Source organism: Fructilactobacillus sp. X8R1C1 (assembly GCF_059900945.1).
In genome coordinates this window covers 64,912-81,318 of record NZ_JBWXVH010000004.1, presented here as the reverse complement: position 1 = coordinate 81,318, position 16,407 = coordinate 64,912, and the positions used below count along the sequence as shown (strand labels likewise).

Below are 16,407 nucleotides of genomic sequence, written 5' to 3'. Positions count from 1 at the left end.
ACATCAAATGGATAAACGTAAACTCAGAAAAAAACTCAAAAAACGTCATCAGTTGAAACAGGCGACTCCACCTTACATTCATCAAATGGAACAGTATCGTGACGAGTATCGGGAGTATCCTGAGATTAAATACTTAATTAACAACGTCTTAGCAGCCAATCAATTACTTACGGCTGGTAGACTTCCGCAGGATTTGCCCAAGCTGATTCTTCCTGATGACATTCAGGACCAGATTTATCAAAAAATCAATTCCAAGTACGCCATGAATGATCGTAGCGGTGATTCCGAATGGAACCGGCTTTCAGGCGATCTTTCTAACCTTGACAAGCACTTGCGTGACTTTCGTGATTATCTCGAAAATCAATACGGGATGTGGGCCTACATCTCCTCATCGTTTACCTACCATCTTGCAAAATACTTAGATGGTAATGCTGCCCTTGAAGTAATGGCGGGTAACGGCTACATCTCAAAGGGACTCCGTGATAACCACGCAAACGTCATCGCAACTGACAGTTTAGATTGGCAAAACGAGAACGAAACTGGCAGACATCCCGTCACTAACGTGGAAAAGTTATCAGCTCTCGACGCATTTCACAAGTATCAGGACCAGATTGACTACGTAATTATGTCGTGGTCTCCAGATGGCATTCCAATCGATAATGAACTTCTTGAAGCAATCAGAAAGTCAAATCGTGATATCAAATTAATCGTCATTGGTGAGAGAAACGGGGCCACCGACTCCAAAGAGTTCTGGCAAAACGCACAACTTTACGATGACGAGGGCATTAAGAACCTGAATCAACACTATTCAAACTTCGATTTAATCCAAGATCACGTTTATTTAGCAAAATAAAAGAGCTTCCAACTTTTGTTGGAAGCTCTTTTTGGCATCTGAACAAGTCAGACGGACTAACTAGGTGTTCACATCACCTGCTAATCAAACCATCTGCAATCCGGCAGATAAACATGGTTCCCACAATCAGACTAAAAAGTCTGCTCGGCTCGTCGCATACCTTCATTGTATCATAATTAGTAATTAAAAGCTATTTAGAACTTGCGTCATCCTGTTCATTAGCCGCAATCTGATCTAATTTATCCTGAGTCCAGTCAACGAACTGCGCCAAATAAGTCCCATCGGGCTCCTTTTCAAAACTAGTTGAATCCGCCAACTCATCAATTCGCATTTTAGAACGGTTGACGTTGGGAGAAGCAATGATCATGTACACATTGACTGATTTTATCCCGTCTCCCACCGTTATTTTAGCAATGTTTTTAGCGTAGTCTAGCGGTAAATTAATGACCGAGGTCTGCAGTTTCAGCTGAATGTCATGATCAGAAACGGTGATTTCCGCGCTGGCAATCCTGTCTTCTTTCAGATTACTTGCGATAAAATCAGTCATCTTCTTCAAGTTTCCCTTTAAGTCAGATTGCAACTTTTTAAGGGACATTTCCGACACCTGTTTCTGAAAATCATCATTTCCAGCTGCTTCAACAAACTCTTTTTCATCAATTTTCATTTCATTCACCTAACTTTATTTTCTAAACTTCATATAATGAGCCACACGTTCTTTCGTCGTTGCCTTTCGGACCTGATAAGCAATCATGAACCAGTAAATATTTACACCAATGGAACCAATTACCAGCACAATGACGGCAATTCGAAGTGGCCATGTTGCATGACTAATGGTAATCATCGCAATAATCGCTGCGATTAACCCAATCGTGTAAATAACCTGAACGGCTGCCAACAAATAATATCCTAAACGACTTTTAAAAGCAACCAGAATCATCGGAATCAAATACATAATGGCTGCAATGGCTGACGTGCGAACTAGGCCACTGACACTCGACTTGACCGTTAATTTCATGATTGGCATCGTCATAACAATGTTTACAATCCAGAACAATATCAGTGAAATAAACGCCCACGTTAACGTCTGTTTTCTTTTCATTTTACTCATCCTTTTAGCTTCAGTATAACGAACTTCTCAATTTGATACCAACAATTTTTGTTTTAGCTAAATTCGTTACGTAAATTCTTAAAACATGGTATAGTTAGTGTATAAGAAAACAAATGAGGTGAGCTAAATGGCCAAGAATTACAAGAGGATTTTAGCACCGGTGGATGGTGCTGAAGATACAATGCCTGTTATGAGTCGTGCAATCACAATGGCTAAACAAAATGACAGTCACTTAGATATTTTAAATGTAATTGAAGTTAACCAATTCAACCGTAGCTACGGGGATGCAATTACCGCCGACGCTGTTTACCAGTTAACTGACAAGACAAAGAAGATTCTTGAAACTTTGAAACAACAAGCAATTGACGCTGGGGTAACCGACGTATCAATTCATATGCGTTTTGGTAATCCCAAGAAAGTCATTGCCAAGGAATTTCCAAGCGATCACCATGATGACCTGATCATCATCGGTGCTACTGGTCTTTCAGCCGTTGAACGTTTGATGGTTGGCTCGGTCACTAGCTACGTCACACGTGCTGCTACTCAAGACGTCTTAGTAGTCAAATAGTCACAAAATCTCTACCCACTTATTGAGTGGGTTTTTTATTTTGAGGAATTTTATGAAGAAATGGAAATATGAATTAACCGTCCCCAAATCATTTGATCAACAAACCGTTCGGGAGTATCTGCACGAATATCTTTTAATTCCCAAGCATTTGATTTTCTCACTAAGAAAAAATCATCGCGTGTTAATTAACGGTCAGTACCTGCCCATGAACTTTCTGGTTAAGCAAAATGATCGAGTCACACTCGAGTTTATTGCTACCGATTTTAAAGTCCCGTTCCCACACGTTTCATCAGATTCATCGAAACCACTAAACGTTGTCTACGAAAACTCTGACTTTTTAATTGTTAACAAGAATCGCGGTGACAAGACCCATGCCAATCAACCTCACGAAATGGGATCCACCCTTAATTTTGCTGCCAACTACCTTCAACCCCAAAACGACGCTTACATGGTTCATCGCTTAGATCAACAAACCAGTGGTGCACTTATCATCGGCAAGAATCCATCCGTGGTCCCCATCTTAGTCAAAATGATTGAAACTAAAGCAGTCAAGCGAACTTACTTGGCCTGGGTTCATGGTCATTTTAAAAATCAATTGGGAGTAATCAATCAGCCAATTGGTTTTGATCCTTACGACCAGCGTAAACGCAAAATTAACGGACCAAATTCTAAATCAGCGATCACAAATTACAAGGTCATAAAAACGGATCCAGACAAAACCCTCGTGGCCCTTCAACTTCAGACCGGTCGAACCCATCAAATCAGGGTGCACTTGGCTTCCACTGGTCATCCGATCATTGACGATCCCTTATACGACCCGAACGGTCATCATGATCATCCCATGCTGCTTCATTCTTGGCGGGTCCAAATGATGACACCGTTTTACCATCAACCACTTGAAGTTACTGTCCCACTACCGCCTGAATTCAATATGTAAACAAAAAGAGTGAACTCATATGAGTTCACTCTTTTCTAATTAATTAGTTACATTAATTATTTCTTAGCTGGTTTTTTAAGTGGTTCCCATTTCCAGTTTTCAACTTCTGGCAAGTCAGTACCGTACTCTCTAATGTAGTGGTCGTGCTTGTCGAGCATGTTGTTCATTTCTTGGATAAATCCAGTACCCTTAAGGGCGTATTCTGGAATATCAGAAACAACTTCCTTAGACAAATTGAATCGGTCTAATTGGTTCAAGACACGCATGTCAAATGGTGTAGTAATGTCACCATTTTCACGGTATCCATGAACGTGAACGTTCTTATTGTGACGATCAAAGAAGATGGTTCTGATAATATCTTCGAAACCGTGGAATGCGAATACAACCGGTTTGTCTTTAGTAAAGAGTTGATCGAATTCCTTGTCACTAATACCACGAGGGTCTAGTTCTGGGTTACGTAACTTAAGCAAATCAACAACGTTGATGTATCTAATCTTCATTTCAGGGAAACGCTTGTGCAAGATTGAAATTGCAGCAAGGGTTTCAAGAGTTGATTCAACACCAGCAGATGCCATAACAACGTCAGGTTCTTCACCATTGTCAGTTGAAGCCCAGTCAATGTAGCCAAGACCGTTCTTAACAAGGTTTGAAGCTTCGTCAATGTTAAACCATTGTGGACGTGGGTGCTTTGAAGTAGTAATCAAGTTAATTCTTTCGTAACTATCAAATGCTTCGTTACCTACAGCCAATAATGTGTTTGCATCAGCTGGGAAGTATTCACGGATAAACTCAGGTTTCTTTTCAGACAAGTGGGTAATCATACCTGGATCTTGGTGAGTGTAACCATTGTGATCTTGTTGGAATACAGTTGATGAATCGATGAAGTTCAATGCAGGATACTTGTTTCTCCATTCGAGTTCAGAAGCTTTTCTCAACCACTTGAAGTATTGAGTAAGCATTGAATCTACAACTCGACCGAAGGCTTCGTAAGTTGCGAAGAATCCATGACGACCAGTAAGGGTGTATCCTTCAAGCCAACCTTCGTCTTGGTGTTCTGATAGTTGTGAATCAATCAAACGACCATAGTGAGCCATGTACTCATCATATGGTGGGTTGATATTTGGCAACCATTGACGACGAGTAACATCGAATAAGTGCCATAATCTGTTAGACCATGTTTCATCAGGGCCGAATCCACGGAAGTTATTAGGATTTCTCTTAGTAACGTCACGTAGCCATTCGGACCAAACAACCATGTCTTCGTTTTCAGTAGCACCTGGAGTCTTGATATCAAGAGCGTAATCACGGTAGTCAGGTAAGTCTAATGGCTTAGGGTCGATACCACCATTAGTGATTGGGTTCGTTGACATCCGTTTGTCACCCTTAGGAGCTAATTCTCTAAGGTATGGCTTTAAAGTACCATTTTCATCAAATGATTCTTCAGGTTTGTAACTCTTCATCCATTCTACGAATTCATCAGCAGTACCCATGTCATCTGCTGATAGTGGAATTGGAACTTGGTGAGCTCTAAATGATCCTTCAATTGGAAGACCTTCAGCGTTCTTCTTAGGACCAGTCCATCCCTTAGGTGAACGGAAGATGATCATTGGCCATTTTGGTTCTGTAGCAGTTTCTGCAGTTTGGTTCTCACGAGCGTTCTTTTGAATGGCTTTAATTTCTTCAATTGAAGCATCCATAACTTTAGCAAGCTTTTCGTGAGTTTCCATTTGGTCGGTACCATAAGGCATGTTGGTTTCAACGAAACGAGGCTTCCAGCCCATACCTTCAAAGTACTTAGTAATGTCTTCGTCAGTCATACGAGCTAAGACAGTTGGGTTAGCAATTTTGTATCCGTTTAAGTTAATGATTGGTAAAACAGCACCATCAGTAACAGGGTTGATGAACTTACTTGACATCCATGAACCAGCCAAAGGACCAGTTTCTGATTCACCGTCACCGATTTCAACGGCAGCGATAACGTCAGGATTATCAAAGATTGCACCAACACCATGTGAAAGTGAATAACCTAATTCTCCACCTTCATGAATTGAACCTGGAGTTTCAGGTGCAGCATGTGATGCAATTCCACCAGGGAATGAAAATTGCTTGAACAGGCGAGCCATTCCGGCTTCATCTTGAGAAATCTTAGGATAGATTTCTGAGTAGCTTCCATCCATGTAAGAATTTGAAACCATAACTTGGCCACCGTGACCTGAACCTTCAATATAGAACATATTAAGGTCATATTTGTTGATGACACGGTTCAAATGGGTATAAACAAAGTTTTGTGAGGCAATTGTTCCCCAATGTCCAATTGGCTTAACCTTTACATCTTCAGAAGTCAAAGGCTTCTTAAGCAAAGGATTAGCACGTAAAAATAGCTGACCTACTGACAAGTAATTTGCAGTATTCCAGTATTGTTGCATTTTTTCAAAATATGATTTGGAATCATAATCTACTGCCATGCTATAACACTCCTTTTAAATAATCGGCAGCTCGTTTTCGAGCTGGATCTAATCTGTTTTTGAAAGCGCCAAACTTATTGGCTTACCTACAACAACTATGATAAAGACTTTTGGTGAAATGTCAACCATTTCGACAATTGATACGAACCAATTTTAAGCCCTTAAAAACCCTAATTTCAAGCAATTTTAAGCACTAAAAAGTCTCCAATTTTTCAATTGGAGACTTAAAATATTTTATTCAATTCCACGAAGTGCTTTATTAATTAATGCACTGATAACTGACGGTGAAAATAGCCCCATAATCTGCGCAACTTGGGGAGCAGATGTGTCACCAGTAAAGATGACGTTTAGTGGGAAATAAAGCTGTTTACCCTTCATCCCCGTTTCTTTGCCAACCTCACTAACAATTGGACCATAATCAAGTCCCTTATTTTGACCATTTTCACTGGCCTCATGAATCTTGTCTTCTAAAGCATTGAATAACTTTTCCAAATCATCGTGTGAAAAGTCGCTAAGTTTTGAGTAATCAATGTTTTGACCCAAAATATTGTAATAGAAATCCATGTATTCCATGATTTCAGTCAACTTAAACACACTGTGTTTGTAAATATCAATCACCTGTTCAGCGTAATCGTGCAGGTTGGGAATGTCATCTTCTTGAATTTTCTTGGCAATGTCAGTCTGCCCTTCGTCAACGAGTTCGACCACTCGATCGGCAAGTTCACTTGATGGCATGCTCTTTACGTATTGCGAGTTAATCCAGTCTAATTTGTGTTGGTCAAAGAAAGCTGGCGATTTTGACATTCGCTTTGGATCATACGCCTTAATCAATTCGTCCTTTGAAAAGATTTCCTTTTCACCAACCGGTGACCACCCAAGAAAGGCAATGAAGTTAAAGATTGCTTCACGTAAGTATCCTTCACGCTTGTATTCACTGATGAACTGCAAAGTATCCTTGTCACGTTTACTTAACTTCTTACCGGTCTTCGGATTATAAATCAATGAGATGTGACCAAAGTTAGGGTGCTGCCATCCTAATGCATCATAAACGGCCATTTGCTTAGGGGTGTTAGCGATGTGATCGTCCCCCCTTAAAACATCAGTAATGTCCATTAAATGGTCATCGACCACCACAGCAAAGTTATAGGTTGGTAATCCATCACTCTTTTGAATGATAAAATCGCCACCTAAATTGTCAGAATTAAATTCAACCTTACCTCTCACAATGTCGTCCCATTCGTAGGTATGATCCTTTGGTAAATGTAAACGAATTGTGTAAGGTAATCCCTTATCTTCAGCGGCTTGAATATCAGCTTCAGAAGCACCATACCAACGTCCATCGTAATGTGGAGCCTCTTTATTTGCCCGTTGCTTTTCCCGCATCTCTTTTAGTTCGTCTTCAGTGGCAAAGTCCTTGTATGCCAGACCCTTGTCCATTAATTCACTGATGTATTTATCATACAAAGCTCTTCGCTCCGTTTGATGATAGGGAGCATACTTCGGATTAGGCTTATCAGGGCCTTCATCCCAGTCAATCCCTAACCAGCGTAAGTTGTCCATCTGGCTTTTTTCACCACTGTCAACGTTACGCTTTAAATCAGTATCTTCGATTCGAAGAACCATCGTTCCGCCGAAATGTTTTGCAAACAGATAATTAAATAAAGCAGACTGTGCATTTCCGATGTGTAAAAAACCAGTTGGGCTTGGTGCATATCTAACTCTAACGTTCTTTTTCGCCATCTTAATACTTCCTTTTTTGCCAGCATTGGCACTCTTTTAAATCTCTTCGTACATTCTTACATTACGTTAATTCCGAACCAATGTACGTGCTTACAACAATTCCATTATATCACTTTTAAACTAACTCAAAAAATTGAGTAAAAGTCGATTCTAGTTATTCAAATCAACAAACGTGTTGTAATTAAAGTACTTATAATGAATGCGCATGTTGGAAATTTCAAACGGGGTTCCATCGTCTAAAAAGAAAATCCCACCCATGACCACGACTGGTTCATCAGGTTTTAAGTTCAATAGTCTTTGATCATCAATCGTGGACGGTTGGGCTTCAATCGACATGTAGGATTTGGTTCCCGTCTTGTTTAGCTTTTCCTCTAAGTAGTTAAAAATCGAACCCTTAACCACTCGCTTACTCATCTTGGGCGCCACTTTAACCGGAATATAACCAGACTCGATAATAATAGGTGTCGAATCAACCGAGCGGAGCCGTTTAATCTCATACACTTCATCACCATGATTTAGAAACAGATCTTCTAAAATCTCAGGGGTGGGGGCAACAACTTTAAATTCCAGTAAATCAATCTTTGGATCGTACCCCTCAACCTTCAGATTATTGGTAATTCCAAGGTTAGATCCCTCGTAACTAAAAATAGATTTATTCTTCAAATAAAGTGGATTAATAAAGGTCCCAGAGCCACGTTTCTTGAAAATAATTCCCTGTTCCGCTAGGATACCTAAAGCTTGCTTAACCGAGCTCCGACTGACGTGATACTTTGAACTTAAAGTCCGTTCATCCGGTAAACGATTATTATTGAAATAGTTGGAATCAATCTTCTTTTTTAAATCATCCATTACCCGTTTATAAACTAGATCAGCCATTCAATACTCCTTATTAGACGTTTCTTACCCATTATTTTAACATATTAAAAATAATAAATTTTGGCTAAAAAAATAGAGCTCCGATCAAATCGAAGTTCTATTTTTCTAATTAATTATTCGTACTGATCGACTTCTTTTTTCGCGTTCTTATGTTCCTCCATGAATCGTTTATTACTCTTGTACAAGTCCCAAACGACCCAAGTCAAGAGGGCCAGAACTAAAACAATCAAGATGTAGGCAATCCAGTTCCCCATATCGGTTTGAGCTGGAGTTGGATTATCACCAAAGAAGCTGACAATCTGACTTGGCAAACCATACAGATTCAAGAAAGTCAAAGCAATCACAGATACCCAACCAGCAATTTTAACCCAAAGGGCATTAACGAACCGTTTTCCACGCATTTCAAATTTACTATCGGTAAAGATCAGAAGCGGCAACATGGAGAATGGTAAAGCAAACGCCAAGAAGACCTGTGAGTTGTTCATCAGAGTATTAAGCGCTTCATGCTCTTCAATGGCTGGTTTTCCACTACTCAAAAGTACACAAATAACAACTGGGATGATTGAAATGACACGGGTTACCAAACGACGAGCCCACAAAGGCATTCTCATATGGATGAAACCTTCCATAACAACCTGACCAGTCAAAGTACCAGTGATAGTGGAGTTTTGACCAGAAGCAAGCAAAGCCACGGCAAACAGGATTGAAAGAACTCCGGTTTTAGCAACACTTGCTAGTAATGGGTTGGTCATAAAATCAGGATTCTTTAAGGCAGCAAACAAACCAAAGAATGATGGGTCTTTAACGGCACCAGACTTGAAGACCGCAACCCCCATAATCAATAACAATGCGTTAACAAAGAACGCCATTGTTAATTGGATGTTGGAATCCCAAGCTGAAAATTTAACTGAGCGTGCCACTGAATCCTCGTCGTTATTATCAGTCTTACGGGTTTGCGAAATGGCAGAATGTAAGTATAGATTATGCGGCATAACGGTGGCTCCGATGATACCTAAGGCACCACTTAACGGAGTTTGACCACCTACAAATGGATGGGTTTGAACGGTTTTGATGTTTGGAACTAAGTTTAAGAAAACCTTTGACCACTGTGGGTTTGAAAGAGTTACTTCATAGGCAAATACCAAGAAGATGACACAAATCAAACAAACAACAATGGCTTCAATCTTTCTAAATCCAATACTTGTAAGTAGTAACAGTACCAAAACATCAAGAACCGTAATTAAAACGGCAATCAACAATGGAATATGGAATAGCAAGTACAACGCAATCGCTGCCCCGATAACTTCCGCGATATCGGTCGCCATAATTGCTAACTCAGTTGTTATCCAAAGGATAACCCCTAATGTCTTACTACTTCTTGCACGAATCGCCTGCGCTAAATCCATTTGTGTCACGATACCAAGTTTAGCCGCCATGTATTGAAGTAACATCGCGATCAAACTTGAAATCAAGATAATTGACATCAGCAAGTATCCAAAGTTCTGACCACCGGTAATTGAAGTTGACCAATTTCCGGGATCCATGTACCCCACCGCAACTAACGCTCCTGGTCCTGAATACATGAATAATGTTTTCCAAAATCCTAATCCTTCAGGGACATCAACGCTTCCGTTAATTTCTTGGAGGGATTTACCATTCGCATACTCAATTAGGGCATGCTTTTTCTTTGGTGCTTTTTTTTCATCTTTCTCACTCATTTTCCTTTGCATCTCCTTCCACGTTGATTCTACATAAATAAGAATTAAAAGTAAATGAAATTTTTACTTATATTTTATTAATATGATAAAATACCTCCGAGAGGTGAGCCATTTGTCAAAGAAAAAAAAGAATCAAGTCCACAAAACCTTAGTCGAACAAATCCTTGAAAAACACAATATTCCTTTTCAACAGATGATTTTTGCCACCCATCAAGAGGGAGACGTTCAACAAATCACCACTAACGAAGCTGACGTTGATCAACATTTAATCTACAAAACGTTAGCGCTGACTGGAAAAACAACTGGTCCCGTCATTGGAGTGGTTCCTTTAGATGAACGCTTAAGTTACAAAAAGTTAGCCAAAGCTTCTGGCAACAAAAAAGTGGGCATGGTTCCCCTAAAAGACTTAGTTAATACGACCGGATATGAGCACGGTGCAAATACCCCCATCGGAATTTATGAACAAAAGGGTTATCCCATCTACATCGATGAAGAAGCCCAAAAACAGGGTGACATCATTGTGTCATCCGGTCAGATTGGTCGTTCTGTTAAAGTAAATGCTGAAGACGTCAAACAATTAGTCAACGGAACCTTTGCTGATATTACCGAATAAACTAAAAACGTCGATCGTTCGGATCGGCGTTTTTTTATCCATCCCACTCGTTTTTGAATTCAGCAACAAATTCACGCATGTACTGGGTTCTCTTCTTTCCAATTTGTTTAGCAGCATCGGTATTTAAATCGGAAGCAATCTTAAACAACTTTTCGTAAAAATGATTAATGGTGGTATCGTCAGTTGCGTTGCGATAATCTGCTTTAGTAGTTAAAGTCCGCGGCTTAATTGTCGGATCATAAATGGTCCGATGATGTGCCCCACCATACTGAAAGGCCCGCGCAATTCCAATCGCACCCAGAGCATCTAATCGATCAGCATCTTGAACGATTTGACCCTCTTTTGATAACGGTTGTTTGTGTTCAATGTTGTCACTAAAAGACATGTGGTTGATAATGTCCATCACCTGCAAAATCTCATCAGGACTAAAGCCAAATTTTGCTAACCGCTCTTTGACTTCCTCTCTTTTAGCGTCCGGATCATCCACCAATTTATCGTCAAAAACGTCGTGTAAGTAAGCAGCTGAAAGGGCAATCTCACCGTTAGCTGGTTCGGTCCCCATCAATTGTAAGACCATGTTTGCGACCCGTTGGATGTGGTCAAATCCGTGTCCACTCTTATCCTTACTCATGTTCTCTTTGGCGTACTCTTTTACCTTTGCAATTTTATCGTTCATGTCTCTCACTCCTACTAAAATAATTTCCCACATTATAAATATATAACTAAAAAAGAAGCCATCCAATAGCTTCTTTTACTTACATAATAAAATTAATAATTTCCATCAGGATCGGAACCACGATAACGAACAGCACGGTGCTGGTTACCACTAAATTAGTGGCATAGTCCACGTCCCCATGGGATTGACTAACTAAAATCGGCAAAACCGCTAGTTCGGGCGTTGCCGACTGAATTACCAACGTCCCAAACTCTGGAAAGGCCATGTTCACGCCAAAATGCATAAACGCTAAGAGGGTTCCAATCATGATTGCTGGCGCAATCACAAATCTTCCTACCAGTCCGGCAATGGTATCCTTATCAAAATGAATTGAAGATAAGCCGGCATCGGCTAAAATGATTCCAATGTAGATCAATGCCAACGGTGTCACTAATCCACCAATCATGTTGCAGGTCTTATCAATCCAAGCTGGCAATTTGACGTTCACGATCAAAATCCACGCCAAACCTAAGATAAATCCAACCAGTGGCGGCGGTAAAATCTGTTTGAGGGTAACCTTCTTTTTCTTTTTTCCCCTTTGTTTCGTTGGGTCATCTCCTGAAATGAAGAAGATTCCGATCGCCCAGGTTGAGACGGTGTTCATCACATAGTAGACCAAGAAATACGTCATCCCGGCGTTTCCAAACAACGCAATGTTTAAGGGTAATCCCATAAAAATCGTGTTGGCGTTGACCGACATGTTGATAAAGGCCCCTCTTCGACCCCTTCTGATCCTTAAAACAAAAACCAATGCGATTGCGATTACATAACCCAGGGTAAAACTAATCAACGTGTATAGTAGTCCGCCAACTAGTCCAACTAATTTTCCCCGATTCAAATTATCCAAAACGGAAATAAAAATCGAAACTGGTAAGGCAATGTTCATAATTAAGAACGAAACATTTCCCTTAAAACCATCCGTCATTTTGTTGGAACGACGAAGAAAATACCCTAAAGCAATAATAATAACAATCTCAGCGACACTCTCTAGTGAGGCAATAAATGCGGTCACTGTTTAATCCCTCCAATTAATTAATAAATGAAATTGTGCATACTTCTACGTTACCACTTTCAAACCGTGTTAGTGACCTGTGCAAACAAAAAGAAGCCAGATTGAACGTCTGACTTCTTTATTAATTACTTATCTATACGATAAAGTTGATAATGGCCATCAAGATTGGAACCACGATCACGAACAGAATCGTGCTGGTTACGACCAAGTTAGTAGCGTAATCAACGTCACCATGGGACTGACTAACCAGAATTGGAAGCACAGCCAAACCAGGGGTGGCAGATTGAATTACTAAGGTGCCAAATTCGATGTTTGGAATCCCAGCGCCGGTGTGCATGAAGACCAGTAAGGTTCCGATCATAATTGCCGGAGCAATCACGAAACGAGCAAGTAGTGCGGCAATGGAATCTTTATCAAAGTGAATTGATGAAAGACCGGCATCGGCCAAAATAATCCCAATGTAGATTAAGGATAATGGTGTTACAAGACCACCAATCATGTTACAGGTCTTGTCGATCCACATTGGCAGCTTAACGTTAACAATCAGAATCCAAACTAACGCAACCAAGAAACCAATCAGTGGAGCTGGAAGCAACTTCTTCCAGTTAAAGTTCCCCTTGCTTTCACCCTTCTTCTTGGTGGGATCGTCTCCTGAGATGAAGAAGATTCCGATGGCCCAAGTTGAGATGGTGTTCATTACATAGTAAATCAGGAAGTAAGTCATCCCAGAAGTTCCAAACAGTGCCAAGTTCAAAGGTAGCCCAATAAAGATGGTGTTGGCGTTCACTGCCATGTTAATGAAAGTTCCCCTACGACCCTTTCTAATTTTTAGGATGTAGACTAGGGCAATGGCGACAACGTAACCTAACGCAAAACTAATTACGGTGTATAACAGTCCGCCAGCTAGCCCGACTAACTTTCCACGGGTCAAATTATCTAATACTGATACGAAGATTGAAATAGGCAAAGCCACATTCATGATTAAGAATGAGATGTTTCCCTTGAAACTGTCGGCGAATTTTCCCGACTTTCTCAAGAAATATCCAAGTGCAATGACAATGACAATCTCAGCAACACTTTCTAGTGAAGTAATAAACGCTGCCAATGTAACATTCCTCCAATTATTTGTTTAAATTAGTTAAATCTGGGTATTCGGGATACCATTTTTCATCATCAACGGCCGACTTAACGTCCGTAATCTTTTCGCGCGTAATCCCTTGATCAACTGCGCTTTGAGCAACAGCAATCGCAACGGTCTCAGAGAATTCGGTTAACTGGTCAACTGGTGGCAAAATGGCAGCCCCAGGAACCGTTGAATCCACAATTCCACCAAGGGAATGAGCAGCAGCACTAATCATGTCGTCGTTAAGTTTAGTGGCGGTGGCAGCAATGGCACCTAACCCAATTCCTGGGTAGACTAAGGCGTTGTTAGCCTGTCCAATCTCATACTTAACTCCGTTGTATTCAACGGGTGCACTTGGAACACCGGTAGCGACTAAGGCACGACCATCAGTCCATTTGATCAAATCGGAAGCAGTTGCTTCAGCCAACTTAGTTGGGTTTGAGATTGGCATGATGATTGGACGGTCAGTATGAGCGGCCATTTCCTTAATAACGTCTTCAGTGAAGGCGCCGTGTTGAGTAGAAGTTCCAACCATGATTGATGGATGAACAGCCTTCACAATTGAGAGTAAGTCGGTCAGGTTTTCTGAGTCAGAGAATTCAGAACGACTTCTCGCAAACTCTTTTTGTCCAGGAGTTAGGTCGGACATGTCGTCAAACAAGAGGCCTTGCTTATCAACCATGTAGAAATGCTTCTTAGCTTCTTCCTCGGATAAGCCAGCTTGCACCATCTCTTCACAAACCCGTTCGGCAATTCCGACGCCGGCAGTTCCGGCACCAAAGCACAGGTACTTCTGATCGGTCATCTTTTCACCAGAAATCTTAAGGCCACCTAAGACACCAGCAAGGACGATAATTCCAGTTCCCTGGATGTCATCGTTAAAGACCAAGTAGTCATCCTTGTACTTATCAAGGATGTTTGAAGCGTTGGCACGCCCAAAGTCTTCAAAGTGCAAGTATAAATTAGGAAATAAGTCTTCTGCTTCTTTTACAAACTTGTCAACGAAGTCGTAGTACTTTTGACCGTAGTCGCGGTCCTGATGATTACCAAGGTAGAGTGGATTGTCGAGTAAACTCTTGTTAGTAGTTCCAACGTCTAAGACCACTGGTAGGACTTCAGATGGGTCAATGCCAGCAGCGGCACTGTAAACCATTAATTTACCAACTGGGATGTCAATTCCTTGAGTTCCCCAGTCACCAATTCCAAGGATTCCTTCGCCATCGGTTACAACGATCAACTTGATATTGCGTCCGGAAGCAGTGTTCTTCAAACTTTCACGGATCGTTTCAGGGTCATCGTGATTGATTGATAAAAACGCCGCGTTTTGTGGGTTAACGTACAGTCTGGAGTAATTTTCAATTGAGTCAGCAATCGTTGGATCGTAAACGACTGGCATGAATTCAGTGACATGTTTAGCGAAGGTAGCATAGAATAGAACCCGATTTTCGTTGAAAATACTCATCAAGTAGATGCGTTTTTCAAGGTCACTACCCTTGTGTTGGTATTCGTCATAAACGTTTTCAACCTGTTCGCCCAAAGTTTGAACGTTCGGTGGAAGCATCCCCACCAGTCCTAATGTCTTTCGTTCATCATCAGTAAATGCAGTCCCTTTATTGATAAAGGGATTGTTCAATATTTCTTCACCTTTAGCCATATTTTAAGACTCCTTTTTGTAGTAAAATAGTCTGTAATTGATTCTTTTAAATACTAATTCACTATCAAAAAGATAGTCAAACACAATTTATTCATAAATTTAATTTATATGAGGTCATCATGAAGCTAAAAGATTTAATGTACTTCAACAAGTTAACCGAGCTTAAAAATTACACCGACGTTTCTAAGTATTATCACGTTAAACAGCCCACGATTACCATGGCCATTAAGCGTTTAGAGGATAACTTCAACGTCGAATTAATTAATCGAAATCAGGCCCACCACCAAATTAAACTCACTAAGGCCGGCGCCGACCTTGAAAAACACGTCCAGGTAATTATGAAGGAAGTAGACAAAATTAACAACGAAATGGGCAGCATCAGTGACCATGTCATTCGCTTTGGTCTTCCACCAATCATTGGCAACTATTATTTTCCCAAGCTGGCGTCTAAACTATTTTCACTTGGGATCCTAAATGATCTTGATAACTCAGAGAGTGGTTCCAAAAAGCTTTTAGGGGAATTAAAAGACGGTCGAATCGACTTAGCACTTTTAGGATCATCCAAACCGCTTGAAAGTAGTGAGATCGACGCGACGGTTTTAACCAAAGACCACTTCATGCTGGTCGTGAATCGACAGTCACCACTGGCAGACGCTCACTCCGTTAAATTTGCTGACCTCAAAAACGAAGAGTTTGTGGGCCTCTCCAGTGACTTCGTTCACACTCAGGTTTTTTCGGATCTGTCTAAGCTTCACGCCATTCACCCCAAAATTAAGTATCGTACGTCTGACATTGAGCTAGCCAAACAATTAGTCTCTGAAGACGTGGGGATCACCTTTTTGGTTAGTAAGGCCATTAAACCTTCCGACAACCTTGTCCCCATCCCAATTGACGATGAAGATTTACCCCCGTTTTATGTTTCGGTGGCCTTTCGTAAAAGTCACGTTCTTTCACCCGAAGAGCAAGAATTAATCAACGTTTTAACCAAATCAATTGCACAAAAAAAGTAGGAATTCCGTTTGGAA

At 40.7% G+C, this 16,407-nt stretch carries 15 protein-coding genes; 5 read left to right on the top strand and 10 right to left on the bottom strand.

Translation table 11 applies throughout. From position 1 onward, the window contains the following. Positions 1 to 7 precede the first annotated feature (7 nt). Entirely contained in the window at positions 8 to 853 is an 846-nt protein-coding gene (locus tag AC6UD1_RS04765) for an SAM-dependent methyltransferase (RefSeq protein WP_500694081.1), read from the top strand. Between the two features lie 190 nt (positions 854 to 1,043). On the opposite strand, the gene AC6UD1_RS04760 is transcribed toward AC6UD1_RS04765, so the two are convergent. Together AC6UD1_RS04760 and AC6UD1_RS04755 are read right to left on the bottom strand one after the other, a co-directional pair. Then, entirely contained in the window at positions 1,044 to 1,517 is a 474-nt protein-coding gene (locus AC6UD1_RS04760) for a hypothetical protein (protein WP_500694082.1), read from the bottom strand. A 15-nt stretch (positions 1,518 to 1,532) separates the two neighbouring features. Next, complete coding sequence (locus AC6UD1_RS04755) at positions 1,533 to 1,952, bottom strand: hypothetical protein (RefSeq protein WP_500701272.1); 420 nt, start codon at positions 1,950 to 1,952, stop codon at positions 1,533 to 1,535. 136 nt (positions 1,953 to 2,088) lie between these two features. Here AC6UD1_RS04755 and AC6UD1_RS04750 point away from each other — a divergent pair, with 136 nt between their 5' ends. Further along, a complete protein-coding gene (locus AC6UD1_RS04750) occupies positions 2,089 to 2,529 on the top strand; it encodes a universal stress protein (protein WP_500694084.1) in 441 nt (146 codons plus the stop codon). A gap of 52 nt (positions 2,530 to 2,581) precedes the next feature. Then, positions 2,582 to 3,466 carry an RluA family pseudouridine synthase gene (locus AC6UD1_RS04745; RefSeq protein WP_500707418.1) on the top strand — a complete coding sequence of 295 codons (885 nt, stop codon included), beginning with the start codon at positions 2,582 to 2,584 and terminating at the stop codon, positions 3,464 to 3,466. A gap of 56 nt (positions 3,467 to 3,522) precedes the next feature. Here AC6UD1_RS04745 and AC6UD1_RS04740 read toward each other — a convergent pair whose 3' ends face one another. The 4 genes from AC6UD1_RS04740 to AC6UD1_RS04725 all read right to left on the bottom strand — a co-directional run bounded on the left by AC6UD1_RS04740 (position 3,523) and on the right by AC6UD1_RS04725 (position 10,265). After that, positions 3,523 to 5,931 (bottom strand): phosphoketolase family protein, encoded by a 2,409-nt coding sequence (locus AC6UD1_RS04740; protein ID WP_500695833.1) that lies wholly within the window; start codon positions 5,929 to 5,931, stop codon positions 3,523 to 3,525. A gap of 234 nt (positions 5,932 to 6,165) precedes the next feature. Continuing rightward, on the bottom strand, positions 6,166 to 7,671 hold the full coding sequence (gene gltX, locus AC6UD1_RS04735; RefSeq protein WP_500707417.1) for a glutamate--tRNA ligase: 1,506 nt from the start codon (positions 7,669 to 7,671) through the stop codon (positions 6,166 to 6,168). A 150-nt stretch (positions 7,672 to 7,821) separates the two neighbouring features. Continuing rightward, positions 7,822 to 8,547, bottom strand: coding sequence for a GntR family transcriptional regulator (locus tag AC6UD1_RS04730; protein ID WP_500707416.1), 726 nt, complete (start codon positions 8,545 to 8,547; stop codon positions 7,822 to 7,824). Positions 8,548 to 8,660: 113 nt separating this feature from the next. Next, positions 8,661 to 10,265, bottom strand: a complete 1,605-nt coding sequence (locus tag AC6UD1_RS04725; RefSeq protein ID WP_500694089.1) for an Nramp family divalent metal transporter — start codon at positions 10,263 to 10,265, stop codon at positions 8,661 to 8,663. 112 nt (positions 10,266 to 10,377) lie between these two features. On the opposite strand from AC6UD1_RS04725, the gene AC6UD1_RS04720 reads away from it, so the two are divergent. Next, positions 10,378 to 10,878 carry an aminoacyl-tRNA deacylase gene (locus AC6UD1_RS04720; protein WP_500696981.1) on the top strand — a complete coding sequence of 167 codons (501 nt, stop codon included), beginning with the start codon at positions 10,378 to 10,380 and terminating at the stop codon, positions 10,876 to 10,878. A 34-nt stretch (positions 10,879 to 10,912) separates the two neighbouring features. Here AC6UD1_RS04720 and AC6UD1_RS04715 read toward each other — a convergent pair whose 3' ends face one another. The 4 genes from AC6UD1_RS04715 to AC6UD1_RS04700 form a co-directional block, all read right to left on the bottom strand. Next, positions 10,913 to 11,554, bottom strand: a complete 642-nt coding sequence (locus AC6UD1_RS04715) for an HD domain-containing protein (RefSeq protein ID WP_500695835.1) — start codon at positions 11,552 to 11,554, stop codon at positions 10,913 to 10,915. A gap of 79 nt (positions 11,555 to 11,633) precedes the next feature. Next, a complete protein-coding gene (locus AC6UD1_RS04710; RefSeq protein WP_500694092.1) occupies positions 11,634 to 12,605 on the bottom strand; it encodes an AEC family transporter in 972 nt (323 codons plus the stop codon). A gap of 133 nt (positions 12,606 to 12,738) precedes the next feature. Then, entirely contained in the window at positions 12,739 to 13,710 is a 972-nt protein-coding gene (locus AC6UD1_RS04705; protein ID WP_500695836.1) for an AEC family transporter, read from the bottom strand. Between the two features lie 16 nt (positions 13,711 to 13,726). Then, the gene (locus AC6UD1_RS04700; protein WP_500707415.1) at positions 13,727 to 15,382 is read right to left on the bottom strand and encodes a malolactic enzyme; all 1,656 of its coding nucleotides are present in this window, start codon (positions 15,380 to 15,382) and stop codon (positions 13,727 to 13,729) included. A gap of 119 nt (positions 15,383 to 15,501) precedes the next feature. On the opposite strand from AC6UD1_RS04700, the gene AC6UD1_RS04695 reads away from it, so the two are divergent. Then, complete coding sequence (locus AC6UD1_RS04695) at positions 15,502 to 16,392, top strand: LysR family transcriptional regulator (protein ID WP_500707414.1); 891 nt, start codon at positions 15,502 to 15,504, stop codon at positions 16,390 to 16,392. The last annotated feature ends 15 nt before the right edge of the window (positions 16,393 to 16,407 follow it).